The sequence below is a fragment of the Streptomyces huasconensis genome (assembly GCF_021028635.1).
Taxonomy (GTDB): Bacteria; Actinomycetota; Actinomycetes; order Streptomycetales; family Streptomycetaceae; genus Streptomyces; species Streptomyces huasconensis.
The window spans coordinates 384,304-406,047 of sequence record NZ_CP086119.1 but is presented as its reverse complement, the minus strand read 5'-3'; the positions used below and the strand labels follow the sequence as shown (position 1 = coordinate 406,047).

Sequence of the window (21,744 nt, the reverse complement as noted above, 5' to 3'; positions counted from 1 at the left end):
CGCCCCGGCCGGCGCCCCTGGACTAGCGTGATCTCCGGGCCCGCGGACACCCCGCGGGCAGCCCGGGGACGCAGGGGGAGAGTGGGGCGGCGGTGGCTGTCGACGTCGGGGTGTTCCTGCCCATGCTGCGGGCGGACGGGGAGGGGCAGGCCGCCGAGTTCGCCGCGGCCGCGCGCCGGGCCGAGGAGCTGGGGTTCGAGTCCGTGTGGGCGAGCGGCCACCTGACGGGACGCGCCCCGATGCTGGACGCCACCGTCACCCTCGCCACGGCCGCCGCGGTGACCACCCGCATCAGGGTCGGCCACGGCGTCCTCACCCTCCCCGTCCACCAGGTCGCCTCCCTCGCGCAGCAGCTCGCGAGCCTCCAATACCTCTCCCGGGGGCGGCTGTTGTTGGGCGTCGACACGGGCGGCAGCGCCTGGGCGCAGTGGCGCGGCGGACTGGTGGACACGCCCGCGTGGGCGGCGGCCGGTGTCCCCTACGAAGAGCGGGACGAGCGGACCGACCGGGCGCTGGAGCAGCTGCGGAGCCTGCTGGTGGGGTACCCGACGCAGGTCGGTGACACGCAACTGAGCCTTCGGCCCCGCGTGGGGTGGCCGCCCTTCCTGATCGGCGGCGAGTCCGCGGCCGACCTGCGGCGCGCGGTCCGGCACGGCGGCTGGTTCCCGAACCTCGCCCCTCCGGCGTATCTCGCACGGATGGTCCCGCGCCTGCGCGCACGGGCCGCCGAGAGCCGCGACACCACGCCCGGGGTGAGCGTCGCCGTCCCGGCCACCCTCGATGCCACCGGCACCGGGGAACGCCGCGCGGGCCCGGTCGACGCAGTGGCGCACCGCTACGGCATCGACGCCGAGCGCGCCGCGGCCACGCTCGTCGAGGGCACACCGGAGCGGGCCGCCGAGAAGCTCGTGGAGTTCGCGCGGGCAGGGGCCGACCGGATCGTCCTCAGCTTCTCCGACGCCGACTGGCGTACGCAGTACGAACTCGCCGCCCGCGCCATGGAGTCGGCACGGGCCGTCCTCCCGGTCCGGCGGACCGCCACCGCCGGAAGCCAGACGAGCTGCGGCGGCTGGGCCCGCGTCACGCTCGACGTCGAGCGGGCGACGGGGACGTACGCCTTCACCAACCCTCTCGGCGACGACGCCCTGCCCGCCGACCTCGCCGAGGCACTGGAGGAGGGTGTGCGCGAAGGGCTCGCGGGGCAGGCCCATGTCGTGCGGGTGCACCGCGCGTGGGTGCACGAAGTCGACGCCCACCCACGGGTGTTCCGCGCGGCGGGCCGCACGGCGGTCACCGAGGCGCTGGCCGCACTGGCTGCCGAACGTGCCGAGGCCGCGGGGCGATGACCGGCCGCGACAGCCCGAAGGCCGCCCTGTGGGCCAACCCCAACTACCGCGCGTTCCTTGTCACCCAGACCCTTTCCGCTCTCGGGGACTCCTTCTCTTTCGTCGCGATTCCGCTGCTCGTGCTGCACAGCACCGGCTCGATCGTGCAGATGGGTCTGGTCACCGGCCTGACGGGTGTCTCCTCCATCGTCACCGGGATCTTCGCGGGGGTCGTCGCCGACCGCGTGGACCGGCGCCGGCTCCTCATGGTCACCGATGTCGCGCGGTGTCTGCTGTACGCGACGATCCCGCTGGTCTGGCTCTTCGCGCAGCCCATGTGGCTGATCTACACGGTCGTCCCGCTCGCCGGAGGCTTCGCGATGCTCTTCCGGGTGGCGTACGTCACCGTGGTGCCCGCGATCGTCGAGCCCGACCAGATCACCAGGGCCAACGCCCATCTCTTCGGGTCGTACGCCGTCGCGGCGGTCGGCGGACCCACGCTCGCGGGTTTCGTGACCGCCGCGTCCGGACCGGTCGCCGCGATCGGGGTCGACGCCGCGACGTTCGCCCTCTCCGCCGCGGGGCTGCTGCTGGTCAAGCTGCGGCCGACGCCGGCACCGCCCGCCGAGGAGCGGGGGGAGGGCGGGGAGACCGGACGAGGCGGTGTGCGGGGCGAGTTCCTCGCGGGCATCCGCTTTCTCTGGGCACACCCCGTCCTGCGGCCGCTGACCGTCCTGCTGTCCCTGTTCATCTTCCTCACGCACGGCATGACCGACGTCATCATCTTCCGCGTGAAGGAGGACCTCGGCCACGGGGACGACACCGTGGGCTATGTGCTGAGCGCGGGGACGATCGGCACCGTCCTCGCGGCGTCCATGGTCACCAGGATCCGCAAGCGGCTGGGCTTCGGGCCCAGTTGGATCGGCGCCACCGCGCTGGGCGGGGTGGCCGTCGCCTGCTTCGGGCTGACCGAGAACGTGCCGGTCATCGGCGCGCTCGCGGCGGGCATGCTGCTCGCCACCGGTGTCGCGGGCATCTGCTCGATGTCCCTGCGCCAGGAAGTGACGCCCAGTCACCTGCTGGGCCGGGTCACCGCGGCGTTCTGGACCACGCACGACTCCCTCGGCCCGCTGGGCGCCGCCGCGGTCACCGCCGCGGCGTCCGGGTTCGGTGTCGCTGAGGTCTGCGTGGCCGTGGGAGCGGGCGTGGTGTGCGTGGCGCTGAGCGGGACGCTCACGGGGATCGCGCGGGGCTGAGGGGGCGGCGGGGGAGCGGCGGGCGGGCCGGCGTGCCTTCGGGGTGCCGCCTGCCCCGGGGCGCCGCGCGGGCGGCGCCCCGGACCTCGTACCGGGCTCACCCCGTCCGCGACGCGCCCCCCACCCGCTCCTCCTCCGGGCCCGGCGGGGCCGCCCCGCCGCTGCCCTTCCGCTTCTGGTCGCCGTGACCCGGCCACCAGGCGGCGTGTCCGATGAGAGCCGTCAGGGCGGGCGTGAAGACCGCCGCCATGACGAACGCGGCGATGAGGATGCCGAAGGAGAGCGAGAAACCCATCTGGGAGAGCGTCGAGTTGCCCGCCAGCATCAGTGTCGCGAACGTACCGGCGAGGATCACGCCGGCCGAGCCGATCGTCGGACCCGAGTGCCGTACCGCCGTACCGGCCGCGTCGTGCGGATCACGGCCCTCGCGGGCCTCCTCGCGCAGCCGCGACACCATGAGGATGTTGTAGTCGGTGCCGAGCGCGACCACGAACAAGTACATGATCACCGGCAGCATGAACATCAGCCCCGGCTGGTCGCCGAGCTGCTGGAAGAGCAGCGAGGTCGCGCCGAGCGTCGCGCCGAAACCGAGCGCGACCGACAGCATCAGGTACCAGGGCGCCACGAGGCTGCGCAGCAGCAGGCCGAGGATCACCATGATGGCGAGGGCCGCCACGGGGAAGACCACCGAGTAGTCGCGGTCCACGGCCTTGTTGATGTCGACGTACACCGCCGTGGTGCCGCCGACCAGCGCCTCCGAGCCGTCCGGCGCCTCGTCGTGGGCGGCGGGGCGCAGCCGGTCCTTGAGGGTGGAGAGCGCCTTGTCGGAGGCGGGCGGGTCCGAGAGGACCACCGAGTACGAGGCCGTCGTGCGGCCCGGGTTCAGGCGGGGCGCCCCCACCTCGCCCACGCCCCGGACATCGCCGAGCCGCTCGCGGAAGGCGGCGGCCTCCGCCCGCGTCAGCGGCTCGCCGTCCGTCGAGGAGAGGTAGACGGAGGTCGGGTCGGTGGCACCGGCGGGGAAGCCCTTCTCCAGGTCCCGCATGGCGACCATCGACTCCTTGTCCTTCGGCAGCGAGGACCCGGCGAGGTCGAAGTTGGCCTTGTAGCCGAGCGCGCCGAGCGTCAGGGCGCCCATGAACAGGGCCGAGACCACCGCCCACACGGCGGGCTTGCGGGCGATCGACGTACCGAGCCGGGCGAAACCGCTGCCGTGCGGCTCCCGCTGCCAGGACTTCGACGGCCAGAACACCTTCGTGCCGAGCAGCGACACGACCGCCGGTACGAGCGTGAGCCCGGCCAGCAGCGTCACGAAGACGGCGATGGCGAGCGCCGGGCCCATCGAGCGCAGCATGCCGAGTGAGGAGAGCGTGAGCGCGGCGAAGGCGACGATGACCGCGCCCGCCGCCGACGTGATGGCCTCCCCGACCCGCTCCACGGCGTGCACCATGGCGCCCTTGGGATTCTCGCCCGCCCGCAGCGCCTCCCGGTAGCGGAAGAGCAGGAACAGGATGTAGTCCGTGCCGACACCGAACAGGACGACGGTCAGCAGCTCCTGGATGGAGGAGTCCGCCTTCATGTCGAACGCCTTGTTGGCGGAGGCGATCAACCCGGTCGCCATCGGCGAGATGAGGCCGATGAGGACGACCGGCAGCAGCGCGATGATCGGGCTGCGGAAGATGACCAGAAGCAGCACGATGATGATCGCGATCGTGCCGACCCCGACGAGCAGACCGGCGCGCTCGGAGGCGTCCCGCTCGTCGAGGGCCTGGGCCGCGGAACCGGTGATCCCGGCCGACAGGTCCGTGCCCTTCAGCTCCGGTCCGAGGTCCTCGCGCAGCCGCTCCACCGCGTCCTGCTGCGAGGTGTCCTCGGGGTCGGTGATCCTCGGCATGGCGACGACCGACGTCTGCACCAGCTTGTTGGGCGAGACCTCACCGGGGACGACGCCCTGCACGTCCTCGATCTTCCTGGCCTGGAGGTCCTTGGAGACCCGGACCACGTCGGCGGAGTCGGCGGCCGTCAGCTTCCCGCCGTCGGACCGCTCGAAGACGATGATGGCGCCGATGTTCTGCTGCTTCGGGAACTCCTTCTCCTGTACGTCCGCCGCGCGGATCGACTCGTAGTGGTCGGGAAGGAAACTCGCCTCGTCGCTGCTGGAGGTCAGCTTCGGCGCCAGTGAGATCACCGCGCCGGCCGCCACCACCCACGCCAGGATGATCCACCAAGGGCGGCGAACCACGAATCGGCCCAGACCAGAGAACATCGGCTACTGCCTCTCCTCGCCCCCGAGGCACAACAGTCGTGTTCCGCCCAGCATCGGCCGGTCCGGGCGGCCCCGCCACTCGAGCCACTCGATTTCAGTCACTCGCTCAGCGGCGGGGCGCCCCGGCTTCCCTGGCTTCCGTGGGCTGTCCGGGCTTTCCCGGCATCCCGGGCTGCCCCGGCTTCCCTGGGTCTGTCCCGGCCGTGTCCGGCGCCGTCAGAAATTGATCATGTGCCCGGCCAGGCCGTGCACCGCTTCCTTGACGGCCTCGCCCAGCGTCGGGTGCGCGTGGACGTTGCGCGCCACCTCGTGGACGGTGAGGTCCCACTGCTGGGCCAGGGTCAGCTCGGGAAGCAGCTCGGTCACGTCCGGGCCGATCAGGTGGGCGCCGATGATCTCGCCGTACTTCGCATCGCTGATGATCTTGACGAAGCCGACGGTGTCGCCGAGGCCGTGCGCCTTGCCGTTCGCCTGGAACGGGAACTTGGCGACCTTGACGTCGAAGCCCTTCTCCTTGGCCTGCGCCTCCGTCCAGCCGAAGCTCGCGATCTGCGGCTGCGAGTAGGTGGCGCGCGGGATCATCGGGTAGTCGAGTTCCATCGTCTCGGCGTCCGCGAGGGTCTCGGCGGCGACGACACCCATGGCCTCGGCGGTGTGCGCCAGCATCAGCTTCGCCGTGACGTCACCGATGGCGTAGATGTGCGGGACGCTCGTACGGCAGCGGCCGTCGACGTCGATCGCGCCGCGCTCGGTGAGTCGCACGCCCGTGGCCTCCAGACCGAAGCCCGTGACGTTCGGCGCGAAGCCGATGGCCTGGAGGACCTTGTCCGCCTCCAGGGTCTGCTGCTTGCCGTCCTTGCCCGTGACGGTCACCCGGACCTGCTCGCCCGACTCGTCGATCGACTCGACGCGCGTCGAGGTCATCACGTCGATGCCGAGCTTGCGGTACTGCTTCGCCAGCTCCTTCGACACGTCCGCGTCCTCCAGCGGCGCGACCCGGTCAAGGAACTCGACGATCGTCACCTTCACGCCGTAGTTGTGCAGGACGTAGGCGAACTCGATGCCGATCGCGCCCGCGCCCGCGATCACGATGGAACGCGGCAGGGAATCGGCGAGGATCTGCTCCTCGTACGTCACCACGCGCTCGCTGCGGCTCGTACCGGGCAGCAGCCGGGGCGTGGCGCCGGTGGCGATGATGCAGTTCTCGAAGCCGATCGTGACCGTCGTGCCGTCGGACTTCGCCACCTGGAGCGTGTTCGCGTCCAGGAACGTGCCCCGGCCGTCGAACTCCGTGATGCCGTTCTTCTTCATCAGGAAGTGGACGCCCTTGACGCGGCCGTCCGCGACGGTGCGGCTGCGGCTGAACGCCTGGCCGTAGTCGAAGGACACCTGGCCGTCGACCTTGATGCCGTACGTCTTCTGCTCGTGCGTGAAGAGGTGGGCCAGCTCGGCGTTGCGCAGCAGCGCCTTCGTCGGGATGCAGCCGACGTTGAGGCAGACACCGCCCCAGTACTTCTCCTCGACGACCGCGACCCGCTTGCCCAGCTGGGCGGCGCGGATGGCGGCCACGTAGCCGCCGGGTCCTGCTCCGAGTACGACGACGTCGAAGCGGTCTTCCATGGAAGGTCCTCTCAGGGTACGGATGGCTCTGGCCACGATCATGCGCCATGCGGCGGCCGGGATGGCGGGCGGGTGGCGCACACCACTGTCCGCCCCGGGGGCGGACGTCCGGCCGACGACTCAACCGCCGCCCGCAAAAGGCCCGTTGTGAATTCCTCCGCTCGTTCACCCGAACGTGGATCACCGGATAGTGTCCGAACCGACGGCACACACGCCGACGGCGCACATTCGGTGAACCCGCGCGAGAGGTGGAGAGCGCACTGTGCACAGTGACAACCAGCCCGGGGCGGCGGCCGGCCCGTCCATCCCCATCCCGTACGACATCCCCACCTCCGCACGCGCCTACGGCTGGATGCTGGGCGGCAAGGACAACTACGAGGTGGACCGCAGCTTCCTGCTCTCCACGCTGCCGTCGTTCCCCGAGTGCGTCGACATCGCCCGGCAGAACCGCGAGTTCCTCTTCCGCGTGGTGCGGTACCTGACGCGTGAGGCGGGCATCCGCCAGTTCATCGACATGGGCTGCGGCTTGCCCACCGACAACAACGTCCACCAGGTCGCGCGGAGCTTCGCCCCGGACGCCCGCGTCGTCTATGTCGACATCGACCCGATCGTCCTCGCGCACGGCCGCGCGCTGCTCGCCGACGACGACTCCACCACCGTGATCACCGGCGACATGCGCGACCAGAAGGCGATCCTGGACCACCCCGACCTCGTCCGCCTCATCGACTTCGACGAGCCGCTCGCCGTGCTCTTCCTCTCCGTGGGGCACCACCTCACCGACGCCGACGGACCGGCCCGCGTGCTGCGGACCGCCATCGAGCGGGCCGCGCCCGGCAGCCTCCTCGGCTTCTCGCAGGTCGTCGCGGACGATCCCGTACGGGGTGCCGCCATGACCGCGCACATCTCCGGCGGCGGCGTCCCGTGGCAGACCCGCACCCCCGCCGAGGTCGACGCCCTTTTCGAGGGCCTCGAACCGCTGGAGCCGGGCCTCGTGAACCTCGTCGACTGGCGCCCCGACGCCGACCAGCCGCCGCTCGCGCCCGTCGACCCGGCACTCGTGCCCTACCTCGGCGCCACCGAACTCAACAAGGGCATCTACGAATACGGGGGAGTGCTGCGGGTGCCGGGCACCGAGGGGGGCTGAATCAGCCGGGCGGTTGACCCGGGGTGAGGGGCGCCGCACAATGACGACCATGATCCAGCACCTGACCGCCGCCGTACGGAGGTTCGGCGTCCCGTGGCGGCGCGGGTGCGAGCGATCGGGCCGCTAGCCGTACGGAGTCCTCTCCAGCCGTACGGAGTCCTCTCCAGCCGTACGGAGTCCTCTCCGCCCGGCCTGCCCGTCCTCGCATCCTCGCGTCCCGAAGGATCATCGCCCCATGGCTGTCACGGACCCGGTCGTCACCGACCACACCGCTCTGCCCCACGCCCCGCTGCGGGAAGCCCGCGTCCCCGCCGACGGCATGTACGAAGGCCGCCGCACCCTGCGCCGCCTGCCCGAGGGGTGGCGGGAGCGGCCGTACGAACTGATCGACGTCGTGCCCCAGGGCCCGCTCATCGGCGCCGAGATCCGCGGCGTCGACCTCGCGCGGCCTCTCACGCCCGCCCTGCGCGAGGAGTTGAACCGCGCGCTGCTGGAGTGGAAGGTGCTCTTCTTCCGCGGCGCGGCCATCACGGCCGAGCAGCAGCGCGCCTTCGCCCGCAACTGGGGCGAGCTGGAGACCAATCCGCTGCTCGCCCGCGGCTCCGCCGACGACGTCGTCCGCTTCGACAAGGGCGGCAGCGCCACCCCGACGTACGAGAACGTCTGGCACGCGGACGTCACCTTCCGCGAACGCCCCGCGCTCGGCGCCGTGTTGCAGCTGCGCGAGGTGCCGCCGTACGGCGGTGACACCCTGTGGGCCGACATGGCGGCCGCCTACGACAACCTCCCCGACTCGGTGAAGGAGCGCATCGACGGGGCGCGGGCCGTGCACGACTTCATCCCCGGCTTCGCCCGCTTCTACGGGCCCGAACGGCTGGCCCCGCTCCAGGACCTCTTCCCGCCCGTCACACACCCCGTGGTTCGCACGCACCCGGAGACCGGGCGGCGGGTGCTCTTCGTCAACACCTCCTTCACCACGCACATCGTCGGCATGGAGCGGGCGGAGAGCGACCGCCTGCTGGGCTTCCTCGTGCGACAGGCCCATGTGCCGGAGTACCAGGTGCGGTTCCACTGGCAGGCGGGCGATGTCGCCTTCTGGGACAACCGGGCGACCCAGCACTACGCGGTCGACGACTACGCGCCGCACCGCCGCGTCGCGGAACGGGTGGCGATCGCGGGCGACCGTCCTTACTAGGTTCCGTCTCGCCTCGCGGGAAGCCGCTACCGGGCTGCCACCGGGCGGAGTTCGCCCCCGGGAGGGAGCCACCCACTACGGCGTCCGGCACGGCCGTCTCTCCGAAGCGCCGCCCGTGGCGCCGCCTTGACCGGTGGATCAAGCGGCTCCTAGCCTCACGGATATCCGACTCCGCGATCGTATGGACGAAACTGGGGCAGTGATCCATGGACTTCGCGCCGACCGAGGAGCAGGCCCCGGGTCTGCCCAGGTCCCGCCGATGACGACTCCGCCGCCCGCGCCCGCCCTCGCCGGGCTCAAGGTGCTCGACCTGTCCCGGGTCCTGGCCGGCCCCTACTGCGCGCAGATGCTCGCCGACCACGGCGCCGACGTCATCAAGGTCGAACCACCGGCCGGCGACGAGACCCGGGGCTGGGGGCCGCCCTTCGTCGCGCCGGACACCTCCGCGTACTACCAGAACCTCAACCGGGCCAAGAAGAACATCGTCGTGGACCTGTCCGTGCCCGAGGGGCGGGACATCCTCGACACGCTGCTGCGCGACACCGACGTCCTCGTCGAGAACTTCAAGGCGGGCACCCTCGCCAAGTGGGGCTACCCCGACGAGGCACTGCGCCGCCGCTTCCCCGCGCTCATCCACTGCCGCGTCACCGGCTTCGGAGCCGACGGCCCGCTCGGCGGACAGCCCGGTTACGACGCCGTGCTCCAGGCCTACGGCGGCCTGATGAGCGTCAACGGCGAGCCGGACGGGCCACCGCTGCGGGTGGGCGTGCCGGTCGTCGACCAGGTCACCGGCATCCTCGCCTTCTCCGGCATCCTGCTCGCCCTGCACGAACGGCACCGCTCGGGCCTCGGCCAACTCGTCGACTGCACGCTGCTGGACACCGCGATCAGCCTGCTCCACCCGCACTCGGCCTCCTGGCTCGCGAACGGCACCGTGCCGCGGCGCACCGGCTCCGCCCACCCCACCATCGCCCCTTACGACGCCTTCACCGCCGCCGACGGGCCGGTCTTCATCGCGGTGGGCAACGACCGGCAGTTCGGCGCGCTCACCGATGTGCTCGGCGTGCCCGGGCTCGCCGACGACCCGCGCTTTCGCACCAACCAGGACCGCGTACGGCACCAGGGGGAGCTGCGTGCCGCGCTGGAGTCGGCCATCGCGGACGTCCCCCGCGCCGAACTCGCGGCACGGCTCACCGCCCGCGGCGTCCCGGCCTCCCCGGTGCACGACGTGGCCGAGGCGCTGACCGCGCCGCAGGTGCGCCACCGAGGCCTGGTGGTCGAGTCCGGCGACTACCGCGGCCTCGCCTCACCCGTGTCGCTCTCCCGTACGCCCGCCCGGGTGCGGCCCGAGGTGCGGGGAGCCGGGGCGGACACGCGAGAGGTGCTGGGCGCGGCCGGGTACGACGGCGACGCGATCGCCCAGGCGGTCGCGGACGGTGTCGTACGGGCCGAGACGCCCCTGAGCCGCGACGACGCGTGATTGTCAGTGGCCGGTGCGAGAGTGATCGCCATGACACCACTTCTCTTGAGCGACATCGAGGCGGCGCTGCGGGACAGTTGGGGCGCGGACACGGCCGACCCCGGGTCCAGCGAGGCATGGGCGCCGGACAATCCAGAACGGGACCAGTGCGGTGTCACCACGCTCGTGGTGAACGACCTGCTGGGGGGTGATCTGGTACTCGGCGAGGTCCACGTCGACGGTGAGCGGACGGGGTACCACTGGTGGAACCGCTGGGCCTCGGGGTTCGAGATAGACCTCACCCGCGGCCAGTTCCTGCCGGGCGAGACGGTGACGGAGGGCGTCACCGTCGTCCGGCCTCCGGAGATCCGCCGCTGCCGCGAGGAGTACGAACTGCTGCGCTCCCGCGTGCTGAGAAGACTGGACGAGCTGGCCCGTGAGCGGGCCGGCGGCGGGACGGCGGCCGTGCGCACAACACTACGGCCCCCGGTGCCCGAGGACACCGGGGGCCGCCCCGCATCCCGGCAGCCTTCCCCCACGAAAGGTCACCAGGACTCCCCTGAGTGTGGATCAGGGTGAGATCTCGTCAGAAGGTCAATACGGCACCCTCCCCGAGACCCGCCTTCATCGTGCACCGGTTGGCGAAGGTGGTGGACCAGTCGACGTGCTTGCCGTTCCACACGCCGGTGACGGTCACCGTCACCGGCTGCCACTCCCTGGTACAGACGACGTCGGACGTGTTGCTCACCAGGCGGGTGAACTGGCCGCCCACCTCGGTGAGTTCGGCGCACGCGGCCTCCGGCGCCGGGTGGGTCCCGGCGGGGCGCGGCGCGCAGGTCAGAGTCACGGCGCGTTCGACCGCCGCGGAGCTGGCGTCCTCGCCCTGGCCGACCGTGAGCACCAGAGCGGACGGCGCGTAGAGGCTCGTGGGCTTGGGAGCCTCGGCCTGCGCGGTGCCTGATGTCGCGGCGAGGACGCAGGTGGCCGCCGCGGCGGTTGCTCCTATCGTCCTGAGGGTGCGACGCATGGTGAACTCTCCTTCGCTGGTTGCGGTTGGTGACTGCGGTGGGGAGTCTTGCCGGTGCGGAGAGTGAGTGCCAGGCGGATGGTCGATTTCCGGATGTGTGCGTTCGGTGGACGGTGCCCGTACGGCCGTTCGGGCAGCTCAGAAGCAGTGACTCGGCCGCGCGGCGCCTGTCCAGCATATGGACAATCGGCATTGGTATAAACGCCAACGACCCGTTGACCTGCATCGTCGCGAAATTGGTTCTTTTTTCGACAACCCGCATCGACCGGAAATCATCGCTCTCGGGCGGTTAAACCGGGCCCTCGGGAGCTTGTGCGGGGTTGGCGGCCGCGCCCTCGGTGCTGATCAGTACGACCGTCGAGGCGGCTCCGACGCCCAGCTCCGCCCGGCGCCCGGCGCTGCCCGCTCCGGTGAGCGCGGCGCGCGCCCCCGCGAGGGCTGCGCCGCCGCACGGACCGGACGAGACGCCCAACTCCGCGAGGTCGCGTACGGCCGCCGCGCTGTCGGCGTCGCGCACGGCGACCGCCGCGTCCAGGCCGTCGCGCAGCACGGGCCAGGCGAGCGCCGACGGAGTTCCGCAGTTGAGGCCCGCCATCGCGGTGGCGCCGGTCTCCACGCCGGTCAGCCGCCCCGCTCGGAGGCTCGTCAGCACGCACGCGGCCACCTCCGGTTCCACGGAGAGGAGCGCGGCGGGCGCCGCACCGGAGGCGGTCGCGGCGGGCCGCCGGCCCCGGTAGTGCGCCACGGCGGCCTGGGCGAGCGACCCGACGCCCACCGGGACGGCGACGAGTGACGGCGACCCGGCGCCCGCCGCGGCCAGTTGGGCGTCGATCTCGGCGAACAGCGTGGCGTACCCCTCGACGATCAGCGCGGGAATCTCCTCGTAGCCGTCCCACGCCGTGTCCTGGACGAGCACGGCGTCCGGCGCCCCGGCCGCCTCCGCCGCCCGGCGCACCGCCGCGTCGTAGGACCCAACCACGGTGGTGACCTCGGCGCCCTCGCCCGCGATGGCGGCCACGGCCGCCGGGTGGACGCCTTCGGGGACGAAGACGTGCGCGCGCTGACCGAGCCGCCGCGCCATTCTGGCCACGGCCCGCCCGTGGTTGCCGTCGGTGGCGGTGACCAGACACAGCCGTCGGCCGTCGACGGCCCCCGCCGCTCCGCTCCCGCGCCGCGCCAGGACCCGGTGGATCGCCCAGGACGCGCCGAGCGCCTTGAACGCGGGCAGGCCGAGCCGCTCCGACTCGTCCTTCACGAAGACCCGCGCGACACCCAACTCGGCCGCGAGGGACGGCAGTTCATGGAGAGGGGTCGGGGTGTAACCGGGCAGCGCGGCATGGAAGGCGCGGGCGTCCGCCGAGGGCGGGGCGCAGGTCCACGACCGCGCCGCGGGCCGCGCGAACCATGGCGGCCGGGGGAGCGGCGAGCCGACGCGAGGCGAAGAGGAGGAGGGGGTGGCGGGGGCGGCGGGGGAGCCGGGGCAGGCGGGGAAATCGGCCACGGGGCACGTCTCTTGTTCCATCACGAGACCACCTTGCGGCGCCCGCCTCCCTTCGGTCCAGCGATTGTTTCCGACGGGTAATGTTCGGAGAAGCCGATGAATGCCGACGGGGAGCCGGTTGCGGAGCCGGGGGACGGGAGGGCGGGCGTGTTCGACTTGCACCGGCTGCGACTGCTGCGCGAACTGAAGCACCGAGGGACGCTCGCCGCCGTCGCCTCGGCCCTCTCCTACAGCCCCTCCTCGGTCTCCCAACAACTCTCGCTCCTGGAGACGGAGGTGGGCGTCCCGCTCCTGGAACCGGTCGGCCGGCGCGTGCGCCTGACCCCGCAGGCCGAGATCCTCGTCGCCCACACCGAGGCGGTCCTCGCCCGCCTGGAACGCGCCGAGGCGGACATCGCCACCTCGCTCTCCGGCCTGACCGGAACCCTGCGGATCGCGTCGTTCCAGACCGCGGCCCTCGCCCTGGTGCCCACCGCGCTGTCGCTGCTGCGCGCGGAGCACCCCGCCCTGCGCGTGCACGTCACCCAGGCCGAACCGGAGACCGCGCTGCCCGCCCTGCTCGCCCGCGACTTCGATCTCGTCGTCGCCGAGGAGTATCCGGGCGAGCCCAACGCCCGCCTCGCCGAACTCCACCAGGAAGACCTGCGCCAGGACCCCCTGCGTCTCGCCCTGCCCGCCCTGCCGGACGAGGCCGCGCCACGGACGAGCGGTGCCCGGTCCGCGCTGCTCGCCTGCGCCGAGCGGCCCTGGGTCATGGAACCGCCCGGCAGCGCGGCCCGGCGCTGGGCGACCACACTGTGCCGCACCGCGGGGTTCGAACCCGACGTGCGCTTCGACTCCACCGACCTCCTGCTCCACCTGCGCCTGGTCGAGCAGGGCCACGCGGTGGCGCTCCTGCCCGACCTGGTGTGGGGCGACCGCGAACCGTCGGTGCGGCTCGTGCCGCTGCCCCGAGGCCGGCGGGCCCGCCGTCTGTTCACCGCCGTCCGCACGGGCCGCAGCACTCACCCGGCGATCGTCGCCTGCCGCCGCGCGCTCCGTCAGGCGGCAGGCCCGGCCGAAGGGTGACGGGGCGTCACCCGGCCGGCCGTCAGCTCCGGGAGAAGGCCAGCACCGCCGCCAGGTTCATGGGCTGCCGCGTCGAGAGGTAGATGTACGGCGCGCCACCGTAGGAGTTCCGCAACTCGATGCGCAGGGCCGTGGGGACGTAGGAGCGCAGGAGCAACAACGCGTACGGGTTGGCCCGCACGGTGCGCCACTCGAAGGCCTCCCGCTCGTCGAGGATCTCGGTGGCTCCGAGCGCCTCGATCGGGATGGTCCGCCCGCCGACGACGAGCGAGCCCGGTGTCACCAGAATGCGCACCCTGCCGTGCGCGTGCACGATCGCGGCGGCCACCGCGATGCCGACCGCGGCCGTGATCGCCGCGGCCATCACGCCGAAGGGAATGGCCCCGAGCCCCAGTCCGGCTCCGCCCAGTGCGACCAGGGCCCACCAGGAGCGGGGCACGCTCAACCGCTCTTCGTAGATGTGCATGGCCGAATCCTGGCAGGTCGTCCGCCGCCGCGGACAGAGGGGGCGTGGCGAGGCAACGCGAAGCCTCCGGTTGCCGTCCTCCAAGGGGCAAGAGGGGCACATGAGTTCGTTTGTGTCCTGAGACGAATGATGAGGAGGAGGACCACTTTGAGACGTGTCTCACGAGTGGCGACCACGGCGTTCGCGGTACTCGCGCTCGCGGCGGCGGCCCCGGGGGCGGCACACGCGCTGCCGCCCACCGCCCCGCCGACCGCGCCGTCCAGCAGCGACGAAGACCTTCCCGACGGCTGGCGGCTGACCGGTGAGGGAAGCGGCAGGGCACTGGTGTGGGCCTCGCCCGAGCCGGTGCCCATGGGGGACGCCCGGGTCGAGTTCTACTCCGGGGACAAGCTCCTCGGCAGGCCCGCCGCCGCGCGGGACGGCCGCTCCTTCCGGTTGCCGCTCGACGGCACCGTCGGCCCGCCGAAGAAGCTGCGTGTGCTGGCCGGCGGGCGCCGCCTGGACGCGGCAGGCGCCGGCCGGGAGTCGGCCGCCCCGCGCACCGCTTCCCCCGTGGCCCTGCCGCCCGCGGGCGCGGTCGACCCCGGCAAGCCCGGCCGCTACCGCACCGTCAGGGGCGAGTACACCCTCAAGTCCGTGTGGCTGCCCGGCTATCCGGAGCCGGTGGAGATGCGGGCCGACGTGGTCGGGCCCGCCGACGCGCCGGGGAAACGGCCACTGGCGCTCTTCCTGCACGGCCGTCACTCCACCTGTTACGCCGGTGACCAGGCGAACGGGGACTGGCCCTGCAAGGCCGGCATGAAGCCGATCCCGAGTCAGGACGGCTACCAGCGGGCCCAGAAGCTCCTCGCCTCCCAGGGCTACGTCACCGTGTCCATCGCCGCCAACGGCATCAACGGCCAGGACCACCTCGCCGAGGACGCCGGCGCGCAGGCCCGCTCCTCCCTCGTGAGACTGCACCTCGGCCACTGGGCGGACTGGGCCCAGAAGCCGGCCGACGCCCCCGCGGCCGTGCGCGCCGTCGCCCCGGCCGACCTGTCGCGCGTACTGCTCGTCGGACACTCGCGCGGCGGCGAGGGCGTCAACAGGGCCGCCCTCGACAGCCTTTACGCGCCGCCCGCCGACCAGGACGGCTACCACGGCCCGGTGCGCTGGAAGATACGCGGCAACGTCCTGATAGGCCCCACTATCTTCGGGCAGAACCCGGTCCCGGACGTGCCCTCGGCGACGATCCTGCCCGGCTGCGACGGAGACGTCTCCGACCTCCAGGGCGAGATCTACGCCGACGGGACGCGCCGCGTCGGCGGCGGCACCGCCCTGCACAGCGCGCTCTACATGGTCGGCGCCAACCACAACTTCTTCAACAGCGAATGGACGCCCGGGCAGGCGAAGGCGCCCGCCGAGGACGACTTCCACGCCGACGGAAACGACCCCGTGTGCTCCCCGGGCAAGAAGACCCGCCTCACCGCCAAGCAGCAGCAGGCCGCGGGCGCCACGTACATAGCCGCGGCGGCCCGGCTGTTCGTCGCGGGTGACGACCGGGTGCGCCCGCTCCTCGACGGCTCGAACCGGCGCGCTCCCTCGGCGGACCCCGCGCGGGTCCTGTCCCACGCCGTCGGCGCCCGCCGCACGGAGGCCTTCCTGCCGGACGCCACGGCCACGGTCAAGGGCGCCCGGCTCTGCGCCCAGGTGTCCCCGGACGCCGCCCGCTCCTGTCTGCCGCCCGATGCGGCGGGCGCGTCACCGCACTTCGCCGGCTGGGAGATCTCCCCGGAGCCGGGCCGTGACGCGGTGGCGATGCGCTGGACACGGCCGGGCACCCCGGCCCGGCTGAGCCCCGCCAGTCCCGTCTCCCTGGCCGACGCCAAGGACGTGGCGCTGCGGGTGATCGTGCCGCCCAACTCCAAGGGCACCCGGCTCGACGTGACACTCGTCGACAAGGCCGGCCACCGCGCGAAGCTCGGCACCGCCCGTGTCGACGGGCTGCCGGGCAGCGACCGGACCGCCTCCTACTGGGGCCGCGAGGTCCGCCTGCCGCTGACGGCGCGGGCGAAGGACGCGCTGGACCTCAAGCGGGTGAAGACCCTCGAACTCACCCCGCGCAGCCGCTCCGGCAAGGTGTGGCTGGTGGACGCCTGGGGCTGGCGCCCCGGCACACCCGACGTCAAGCCCACCGCCCTGCCCCGGGTCGACATCGGCCGGCTGACCGTCGACGAAGGGGACTCCGGGGCGCGGACCTACCACGTTCCGGTCCGCGTCTCCGGCGAGGGCAGCGGCCAGGTCCGGCTCTTCGCGCCCGAGCCCGGCTCGGACGAGGTCAGGTCCCGCCTGGTGACGGTGCGGCCGGGCGGTCACGACATCGACGTACCGGTGGAGGTCCGAGGTGACACCCGCTACAACTACGACCTCGCGCAGGACGCGTTCGTCAAGGCGGTGCGCGGTGCCGTGGTCGGCTCCCACCACGGCGGTGTGACGGCACGCAACGACGACCCGATGCCGAAGCTCACCCTGGAGCCCGTCGCCGACCGCGTCACCGAGGGCAAGCCGCTGAAGTGGCGGCTGAAGATCGCCGAACCCGTCGACGTGGACATCAGCGCGAGCCTCACCTTCCTGCCGGTCGATCGCGGCACCGAACTCTCCACGCTCGACGTGGACCCGCGCTGGCTGACGGACGAGATCGGTCAGTCGCCCCGGCCGGGGCGCCCGCTCTCCAAGATGGTGGACGGCGAGTCGCTCTACCTCACCCTGCCCGCCGGCAAGAAGAGCGTCGACATACGCGTCCCCACCATCAAGGACAACGCCCGTGAACCGGACGAGTCCCTGAAGGCCCAGCTGTCCGTCTACGATCAGAACTGGGAGCCGCAGCCCGGTCCGGTGATCACCGGCACGGTCGTGAACAGGCAGTAGCACGGGCCGGCGTGGTACGGGGCGGCCAGGAGTACGGGGACGACGGCGGCCGTGGCGCGACTCGAACGGGCGTACGTAGAGTGCGGTCATGTCCCGAGACGTGAGCAACGCCGAACTCCAGCTCCTGCGCCCCGACCACGCACCCGCCCTGCTGGCCTTCGAGGAGGAGAACCGCGCGTACTTCGCCGCCTCCATCCCCGACCGGGGTGACGCCTACTTCCGGGAGTTCGCGGCCCTGCACAGCGCCCGGCTCGCCGAGCAGGAGGCCGGGATCTGCTTCTTCCACGTACTGGTGGACGACGCGGGCGAGGTGCTCGGGCGGGTCAACCTCATCGACGTGGCGGACGGCAGCGCCGAACTCGGCTACCGCGTCGCGGAGCGGGCCGCCGGACAGGGCCTCGCCACCCGGGCCGTCCGGCAGGTCCGCGAACTCGCCGCCACCGCGTACGGCCTCACCGAACTGCGCGCCGTGACGACGCACGACAACGCGGCCTCACGGGCCGTCCTCGCCCGCGCCGGGTTCGTGGCGACCGGCGACATCAGGCTCGACGGCCGCCCGGGGAGCAGCTACGTGCTCAGCCTCTGAGCGCTGCGGATCCGGGGAGGCCTGCTGCTGGGCCCGCTCCAGGAAGCGCAGCAGCTCCACCGGGAAGGGCAGGACGAGGGTGGAGTTCTTCTCGGCGGCGACGGCCACCACCGTCTGCAACAGGCGCAGTTGGAGCGCGGCGGGCTGTGCCGACATCTCCTTCGCGGCCTCGGCGAGCTTCTTGGAAGCCTGGAGCTCCGCGTCGGCGTTGATGACGCGCGCCCGCCGCTCGCGGTCCGCCTCGGCCTGGCGGGCCATGGACCGCTTCATGGTCTCCGGCAGCGACACGTCCTTGATCTCGACGCGGTCGATCTGCACGCCCCAGCCGATGGCCGGGCTGTCGATCATCAGCTCCAGGCCCTGGTTGAGCTTCTCGCGGTTGGACAGCAGATCGTCCAGGTCGCTCTTGCCGATGATCGACCGCAGGGACGTCTGCGCCATCTGCGAGACCGCGAAGCGGTAGTCCTCCACCTGGACGACGGCGTTCGCCGCGTCGACGACCTTGAAGTAGATGACGGCGTCCACCCGCACCGTGACGTTGTCCCGCGTGATGCCGTCCTGCGCGGGCACGGGCAACGTCACGATCTGCAGGTTCACCTTGCGCAGCCGGTCGATGCCCGGCACGATCATGGTGAAGCCGGGGCCCCGCACCTGGCCCGAGAGTCGGCCCAGACGGAAGACCACTCCGCGCTCGTACTGCTTGATCACGCGGGCCGCCGCCACGGCGTACAGGAAGCAGCCCGAGGCGAGCGCGGCGCCTGCTGTCAGCAGCTCATCGACCATGGCGACCCCCCTGACATCCGAGTCGGCCATTGCTCTCACGATATGCCCGGAAATGTCCCCCGGTCGAGCCCCGGGCACCGCGGCACCCCGCCGGGAAGGGCCGCGTGTCAGCCGGTGCGGGGACGGGACTCGTACAGCCGCGTGTAGTAGCGGCCCTCGGACTCGTGGCCGGTCGGGTCCTCACCGGCCAGGATCACCTGCCGCACGGCGTCCCGCCGCTCCTGCTCGCTGGTGAAGAGCCGCTGCGGATACGTCCGCGAGAAGTCCGTGACGGTGGCCAGGCCGTGCGCGGCCAGCGTGGCGGCGATGCGCCGGTAGGGCACGGTCCGCAGCGCGAACGCGCTCACCCACACCGGCGTCCGGGCGCAGCCGAGCAGCGCGTCGAAGGTGCGGTGGGTGATGTAGCTGGTGCCTCCGGTGACGGTGATCAGTCCGGCGCGGGCGACCGCGCGGCACAGGCCGGGACCGGGCGGGCACCGTTCGAGGTCCTCGGTGTACGCCTCGTCGAGCAGGCCCACGTCCAGCGCGTACCGCGTGGCGTTTGCCGCGACGTCGAGCCCGATCACCGGCGTGGCGTCCGCGCGCCGCCGCCCGGCGTAGAACTCCTTGTCGCACGCGACGAGTTCCTGCGGCGTGAGCGCGGTGATCGCGACGGAGGTGTAGCGGGCGTACAGATCGGCGAGCGTGAGGTCGTGGTTGAGCAGCGCCGCGTTGATGCCGTAGGAGCAGCACACGTCGAGGACCGTCACGGGCCCCTCGTCGCCGGCCGTCCGGGAGCGCTGTTCCCGCGTGCGGCGGAAGACCGCCTGGGCGTGGTGCGGGATCTCGTACTCGTAGGGCGCCAGCGTCCGGAAGTAGGCGCGCGGGTCCGGCTGGTCGTAGATGTCGTCGAACCGGGTCTTGCCCGACGCGGTCGCCGTCCTGTGCCGGTCAGTGGCCATGGAGCACCTCCGGGACTGAGAGGGCCGGATACGAGGCGGACGTGCACCTCTACCCGACCCGTGCCACCCCCCCGGTAGGCCTCCTGGCGGTATCCGGCCACGGCACCGAACGGCCGCGCCGTCCGTCGGCCGCCTCCGCCCCGGAGCTGGCTACCCTGGAGCCGATGTTCTCCTCCCAGGGTCCCACGCTGCGCGAGCTGGCCGTTCAGGCGCTCTCCTCCACCGAGCGGGGTTACGACCTGCTCGCCCCGAAATTCGACCACACGCCGTTCCGCACCCCTGACCGGTTCCTGGCGGCGACCGCCGAGGCGCTGCGCCCGCTCGGCCCCTTCGACGCCGGCCTCGACGTGTGCTGCGGGACCGGAGCGGGAGTGGGGACGCTGCTGCCGCTGTGCCGGGAGCGGGTCACCGGCGTGGACTTCAGCGCGGGGATGCTCGCCGCCGCCGACCGGGCCGTACGGGCGCCGCGCGCCGGGGGCGGCCCGGCGGTGGAGTGGGTGCGCGCCGACGCCCGGGCGTTGCCGTTCACCGGGGGCTTCGACCTGGCGGTCAGCTTCGGGGCGTTCGGCCACTTCCTGCCCGCCGAGCGGCCCGCTCTGTTCGGCGGCGTCCACCGGGCGCTGCGCCCCGGAGGCCTCTTCGCCTTCCCGATCGGAGCGCCGCAGCCCGTCACCTCCCCGTGGCACTGGGCCCTGCTCGGCTTCGACGGGATGATGCGGGTGCGCAACCTCCTGTGGCGGCCCCGGTTCGTCATGTACTACCGCACCTTCGCCCTGGGCGGCGTCCGCGAGGACCTGGCCGACGCCGGGTTCGACGTGTCGCTGCTGCCCCTGGAGGAGTTCGGCCGCCGGCCCGACGGCAGCCCGCGGTGGCGTCTCGTGGTGGCCCGCAAGGTGTGAGGGCCCGCCGGCCGCCGGTGAGTCGTCAGACCAGGCTCGGCCGCGCGGTGCCCGGCACCCCGCCGGGCCGCACGGACCGCTCCGCCCGCCGCACCGCCGGGCCCATCAGCAGCGACGCCGCGAGGAAGACCGCCCCGAGCACCAGCCACCCGGGCACGCCTCCCACCACCAGGAGCCAGGTCAGCAGGAGCGGGCCCAGGGTGCGGGCGACCGGTACGCCGGTGCCGTAGAAGCCCTGGTACTGGCCGACGTGCCGGGCGGGCGCCAGCGCGAGGCCGATCTGCCACGACCCCGCGGAGTGCCGCATCTCGGCCACCACGTGCAGCGCCGCGCCGACGACCAGGACCGCGGCGGCCACCCACGGCGCGAGCCGCGCCGCCGACACGGCGAAGACCGCGCACGAGCCGAACATGACCAGCCCGGAGTGCCGCACCGCCCGCGCGGCCGCGACCAGGCCCGTGACGCCGCGGGCCAGCCGCACCTGGAAGACCATCACCGCGAGCGTGTTCAGGACGAACAGCGCCGAGACCAGCCACCCCGGGGCGTCGGTGCGCTCCGCCGTCCACAGCGGGATGGCGAGGCTGAGCAGCGGCATCCGCAGCAGCAGCACCGCGTTGAGGAGCGTGACCACCGCGTACGGCCGGTCACGCAGCACCGCCAGCCGCGGCTCGCCGTCACCGCGCGCCGCCGTGGACCGCGCCACCACCGGCAGGCGCAGCAGCACGGCCGCGCAGAGCACGAAGCTCACCGCGTCCAGGGCGAGCACCGCGCGGTAGGCCTCGGCGGTGTCGTACCGCAGGGCCAGACCGCCGAGGGCGGCCCCGACCGCGAGGCCCGCGTTCAGCGTCGACTGCAGGTGCGCCAGCACGTCCGTGCGCTCCGCCGGGGCCACGAGCCCCGCGAGGAGCGCCTGCCGGGCGGCGGCCAGACCGCACTGCGCGACGGCGTAGACGACCGCCGCCGTGAGGAACAGTGCGAACGACCCGACGAAGAGGAACGACGCGACGGCCGCACCCGTGGCCACGGCCAGCAGCACCGAAGCGGCGCGTGGCCCCCACCGGTCCGCGAGCGTGCCCAGCGGTACCCCGGTCACCGACCCGATCCCCCAGGCCACCGCGAGGCCCAGTCCGATCTGGGTGGGGGAGAGGCCCACGACCCGGGTGAAGTACAGCGCCGACGACACGTAGTACGCGCCGTCGCCCACGGAGTTGCTCAGCTGGGCGGCCGCGAGGACGCGCGGCGCCCCCGACGGCGGAAGGACACGGATCGGCACGACGCTCCCCGGATCGGCGGCCTGGCGG

Annotated in this window: 18 protein-coding genes; 10 read left to right on the top strand and 8 right to left on the bottom strand. The window is 72.8% G+C overall.

Annotated features, from left to right (window positions below; all coding sequences use genetic code 11):
• The first annotated feature begins 92 nt into the window (after positions 1-92).
• Both J2N69_RS01735 and J2N69_RS01730 read left to right on the top strand, forming a co-directional pair.
• On the top strand, positions 93-1,346 hold the full coding sequence (locus J2N69_RS01735) for an LLM class flavin-dependent oxidoreductase (RefSeq protein WP_230899104.1): 1,254 nt from the start codon (positions 93-95) through the stop codon (positions 1,344-1,346).
• Entirely contained in the window at positions 1,343-2,581 is a 1,239-nt protein-coding gene (locus J2N69_RS01730; RefSeq protein ID WP_230899103.1) for an MFS transporter, read from the top strand. Before J2N69_RS01735 ends, J2N69_RS01730 begins: the two co-directional genes overlap by 4 nt.
• Positions 2,582-2,678: 97 nt before the next feature.
• Here J2N69_RS01730 and J2N69_RS01725 read toward each other — a convergent pair whose 3' ends face one another.
• Together J2N69_RS01725 and lpdA are read right to left on the bottom strand one after the other, a co-directional pair.
• Positions 2,679-4,847, bottom strand: a complete 2,169-nt coding sequence (locus tag J2N69_RS01725; protein WP_230899102.1) for an MMPL family transporter — start codon at positions 4,845-4,847, stop codon at positions 2,679-2,681.
• Positions 4,848-5,063: 216 nt separating this feature from the next.
• The gene (gene lpdA, locus J2N69_RS01720; protein ID WP_230899101.1) at positions 5,064-6,467 is read right to left on the bottom strand and encodes a dihydrolipoyl dehydrogenase; all 1,404 of its coding nucleotides are present in this window, start codon (positions 6,465-6,467) and stop codon (positions 5,064-5,066) included.
• A gap of 262 nt (positions 6,468-6,729) precedes the next feature.
• On the opposite strand from lpdA, the gene J2N69_RS01715 reads away from it, so the two are divergent.
• The 4 genes from J2N69_RS01715 to J2N69_RS01700 all read left to right on the top strand — a co-directional run bounded on the left by J2N69_RS01715 (position 6,730) and on the right by J2N69_RS01700 (position 10,844).
• Positions 6,730-7,611 carry an SAM-dependent methyltransferase gene (locus tag J2N69_RS01715; RefSeq protein ID WP_230899100.1) on the top strand — a complete coding sequence of 294 codons (882 nt, stop codon included), beginning with the start codon at positions 6,730-6,732 and terminating at the stop codon, positions 7,609-7,611.
• Between the two features lie 319 nt (positions 7,612-7,930).
• Entirely contained in the window at positions 7,931-8,806 is an 876-nt protein-coding gene (locus J2N69_RS01710) for a TauD/TfdA dioxygenase family protein (RefSeq protein ID WP_408056872.1), read from the top strand.
• A 259-nt stretch (positions 8,807-9,065) separates the two neighbouring features.
• The gene (locus J2N69_RS01705) at positions 9,066-10,286 is read left to right on the top strand and encodes a CaiB/BaiF CoA transferase family protein (RefSeq protein ID WP_230899098.1); all 1,221 of its coding nucleotides are present in this window, start codon (positions 9,066-9,068) and stop codon (positions 10,284-10,286) included.
• A gap of 30 nt (positions 10,287-10,316) precedes the next feature.
• Entirely contained in the window at positions 10,317-10,844 is a 528-nt protein-coding gene (locus tag J2N69_RS01700; RefSeq protein WP_230899097.1) for a YunG family protein, read from the top strand.
• A 7-nt stretch (positions 10,845-10,851) separates the two neighbouring features.
• Here the strand turns inward: J2N69_RS01700 and J2N69_RS01695 are convergent, their stop codons facing one another.
• Positions 10,852-11,292, bottom strand: a complete 441-nt coding sequence (locus tag J2N69_RS01695) for a subtilase-type protease inhibitor (protein WP_230899096.1) — start codon at positions 11,290-11,292, stop codon at positions 10,852-10,854.
• Positions 11,293-11,581: 289 nt separating this feature from the next.
• The gene (locus J2N69_RS01690; protein WP_230899095.1) at positions 11,582-12,814 is read right to left on the bottom strand and encodes a diaminopropionate ammonia-lyase; all 1,233 of its coding nucleotides are present in this window, start codon (positions 12,812-12,814) and stop codon (positions 11,582-11,584) included.
• Positions 12,815-12,940: 126 nt separating this feature from the next.
• Here J2N69_RS01690 and J2N69_RS01685 point away from each other — a divergent pair, with 126 nt between their 5' ends.
• On the top strand, positions 12,941-13,861 hold the full coding sequence (locus J2N69_RS01685; RefSeq protein ID WP_230899094.1) for a LysR substrate-binding domain-containing protein: 921 nt from the start codon (positions 12,941-12,943) through the stop codon (positions 13,859-13,861).
• 22 nt (positions 13,862-13,883) lie between these two features.
• On the opposite strand, the gene J2N69_RS01680 is transcribed toward J2N69_RS01685, so the two are convergent.
• The gene (locus J2N69_RS01680) at positions 13,884-14,327 is read right to left on the bottom strand and encodes a DUF3093 family protein (protein WP_230899093.1); all 444 of its coding nucleotides are present in this window, start codon (positions 14,325-14,327) and stop codon (positions 13,884-13,886) included.
• A 129-nt stretch (positions 14,328-14,456) separates the two neighbouring features.
• Here J2N69_RS01680 and J2N69_RS01675 point away from each other — a divergent pair, with 129 nt between their 5' ends.
• A complete protein-coding gene (locus J2N69_RS01675) occupies positions 14,457-17,234 on the top strand; it encodes an alpha/beta hydrolase (RefSeq protein WP_408056871.1) in 2,778 nt (925 codons plus the stop codon).
• 88 nt (positions 17,235-17,322) lie between these two features.
• A complete protein-coding gene (locus J2N69_RS01670; protein WP_230899091.1) occupies positions 17,323-17,820 on the top strand; it encodes a GNAT family N-acetyltransferase in 498 nt (165 codons plus the stop codon).
• Here J2N69_RS01670 and J2N69_RS01665 read toward each other — a convergent pair.
• Together J2N69_RS01665 and J2N69_RS01660 are read right to left on the bottom strand one after the other, a co-directional pair.
• Complete coding sequence (locus J2N69_RS01665; protein ID WP_230904535.1) at positions 17,728-18,603, bottom strand: slipin family protein; 876 nt, start codon at positions 18,601-18,603, stop codon at positions 17,728-17,730. The two genes, J2N69_RS01670 and J2N69_RS01665, sit on opposite strands and share 93 nt — an antisense overlap.
• A 107-nt stretch (positions 18,604-18,710) precedes the next feature.
• Complete coding sequence (locus J2N69_RS01660) at positions 18,711-19,544, bottom strand: hypothetical protein (protein ID WP_230899090.1); 834 nt, start codon at positions 19,542-19,544, stop codon at positions 18,711-18,713.
• A 164-nt stretch (positions 19,545-19,708) separates the two neighbouring features.
• On the opposite strand from J2N69_RS01660, the gene J2N69_RS01655 reads away from it, so the two are divergent.
• Complete coding sequence (locus tag J2N69_RS01655; RefSeq protein WP_230899089.1) at positions 19,709-20,443, top strand: class I SAM-dependent methyltransferase; 735 nt, start codon at positions 19,709-19,711, stop codon at positions 20,441-20,443.
• 25 nt (positions 20,444-20,468) lie between these two features.
• Here J2N69_RS01655 and J2N69_RS01650 read toward each other — a convergent pair whose 3' ends face one another.
• Entirely contained in the window at positions 20,469-21,716 is a 1,248-nt protein-coding gene (locus J2N69_RS01650; RefSeq protein WP_230899088.1) for an MFS transporter, read from the bottom strand.
• Between the last annotated feature and the right edge of the window lie 28 nt (positions 21,717-21,744).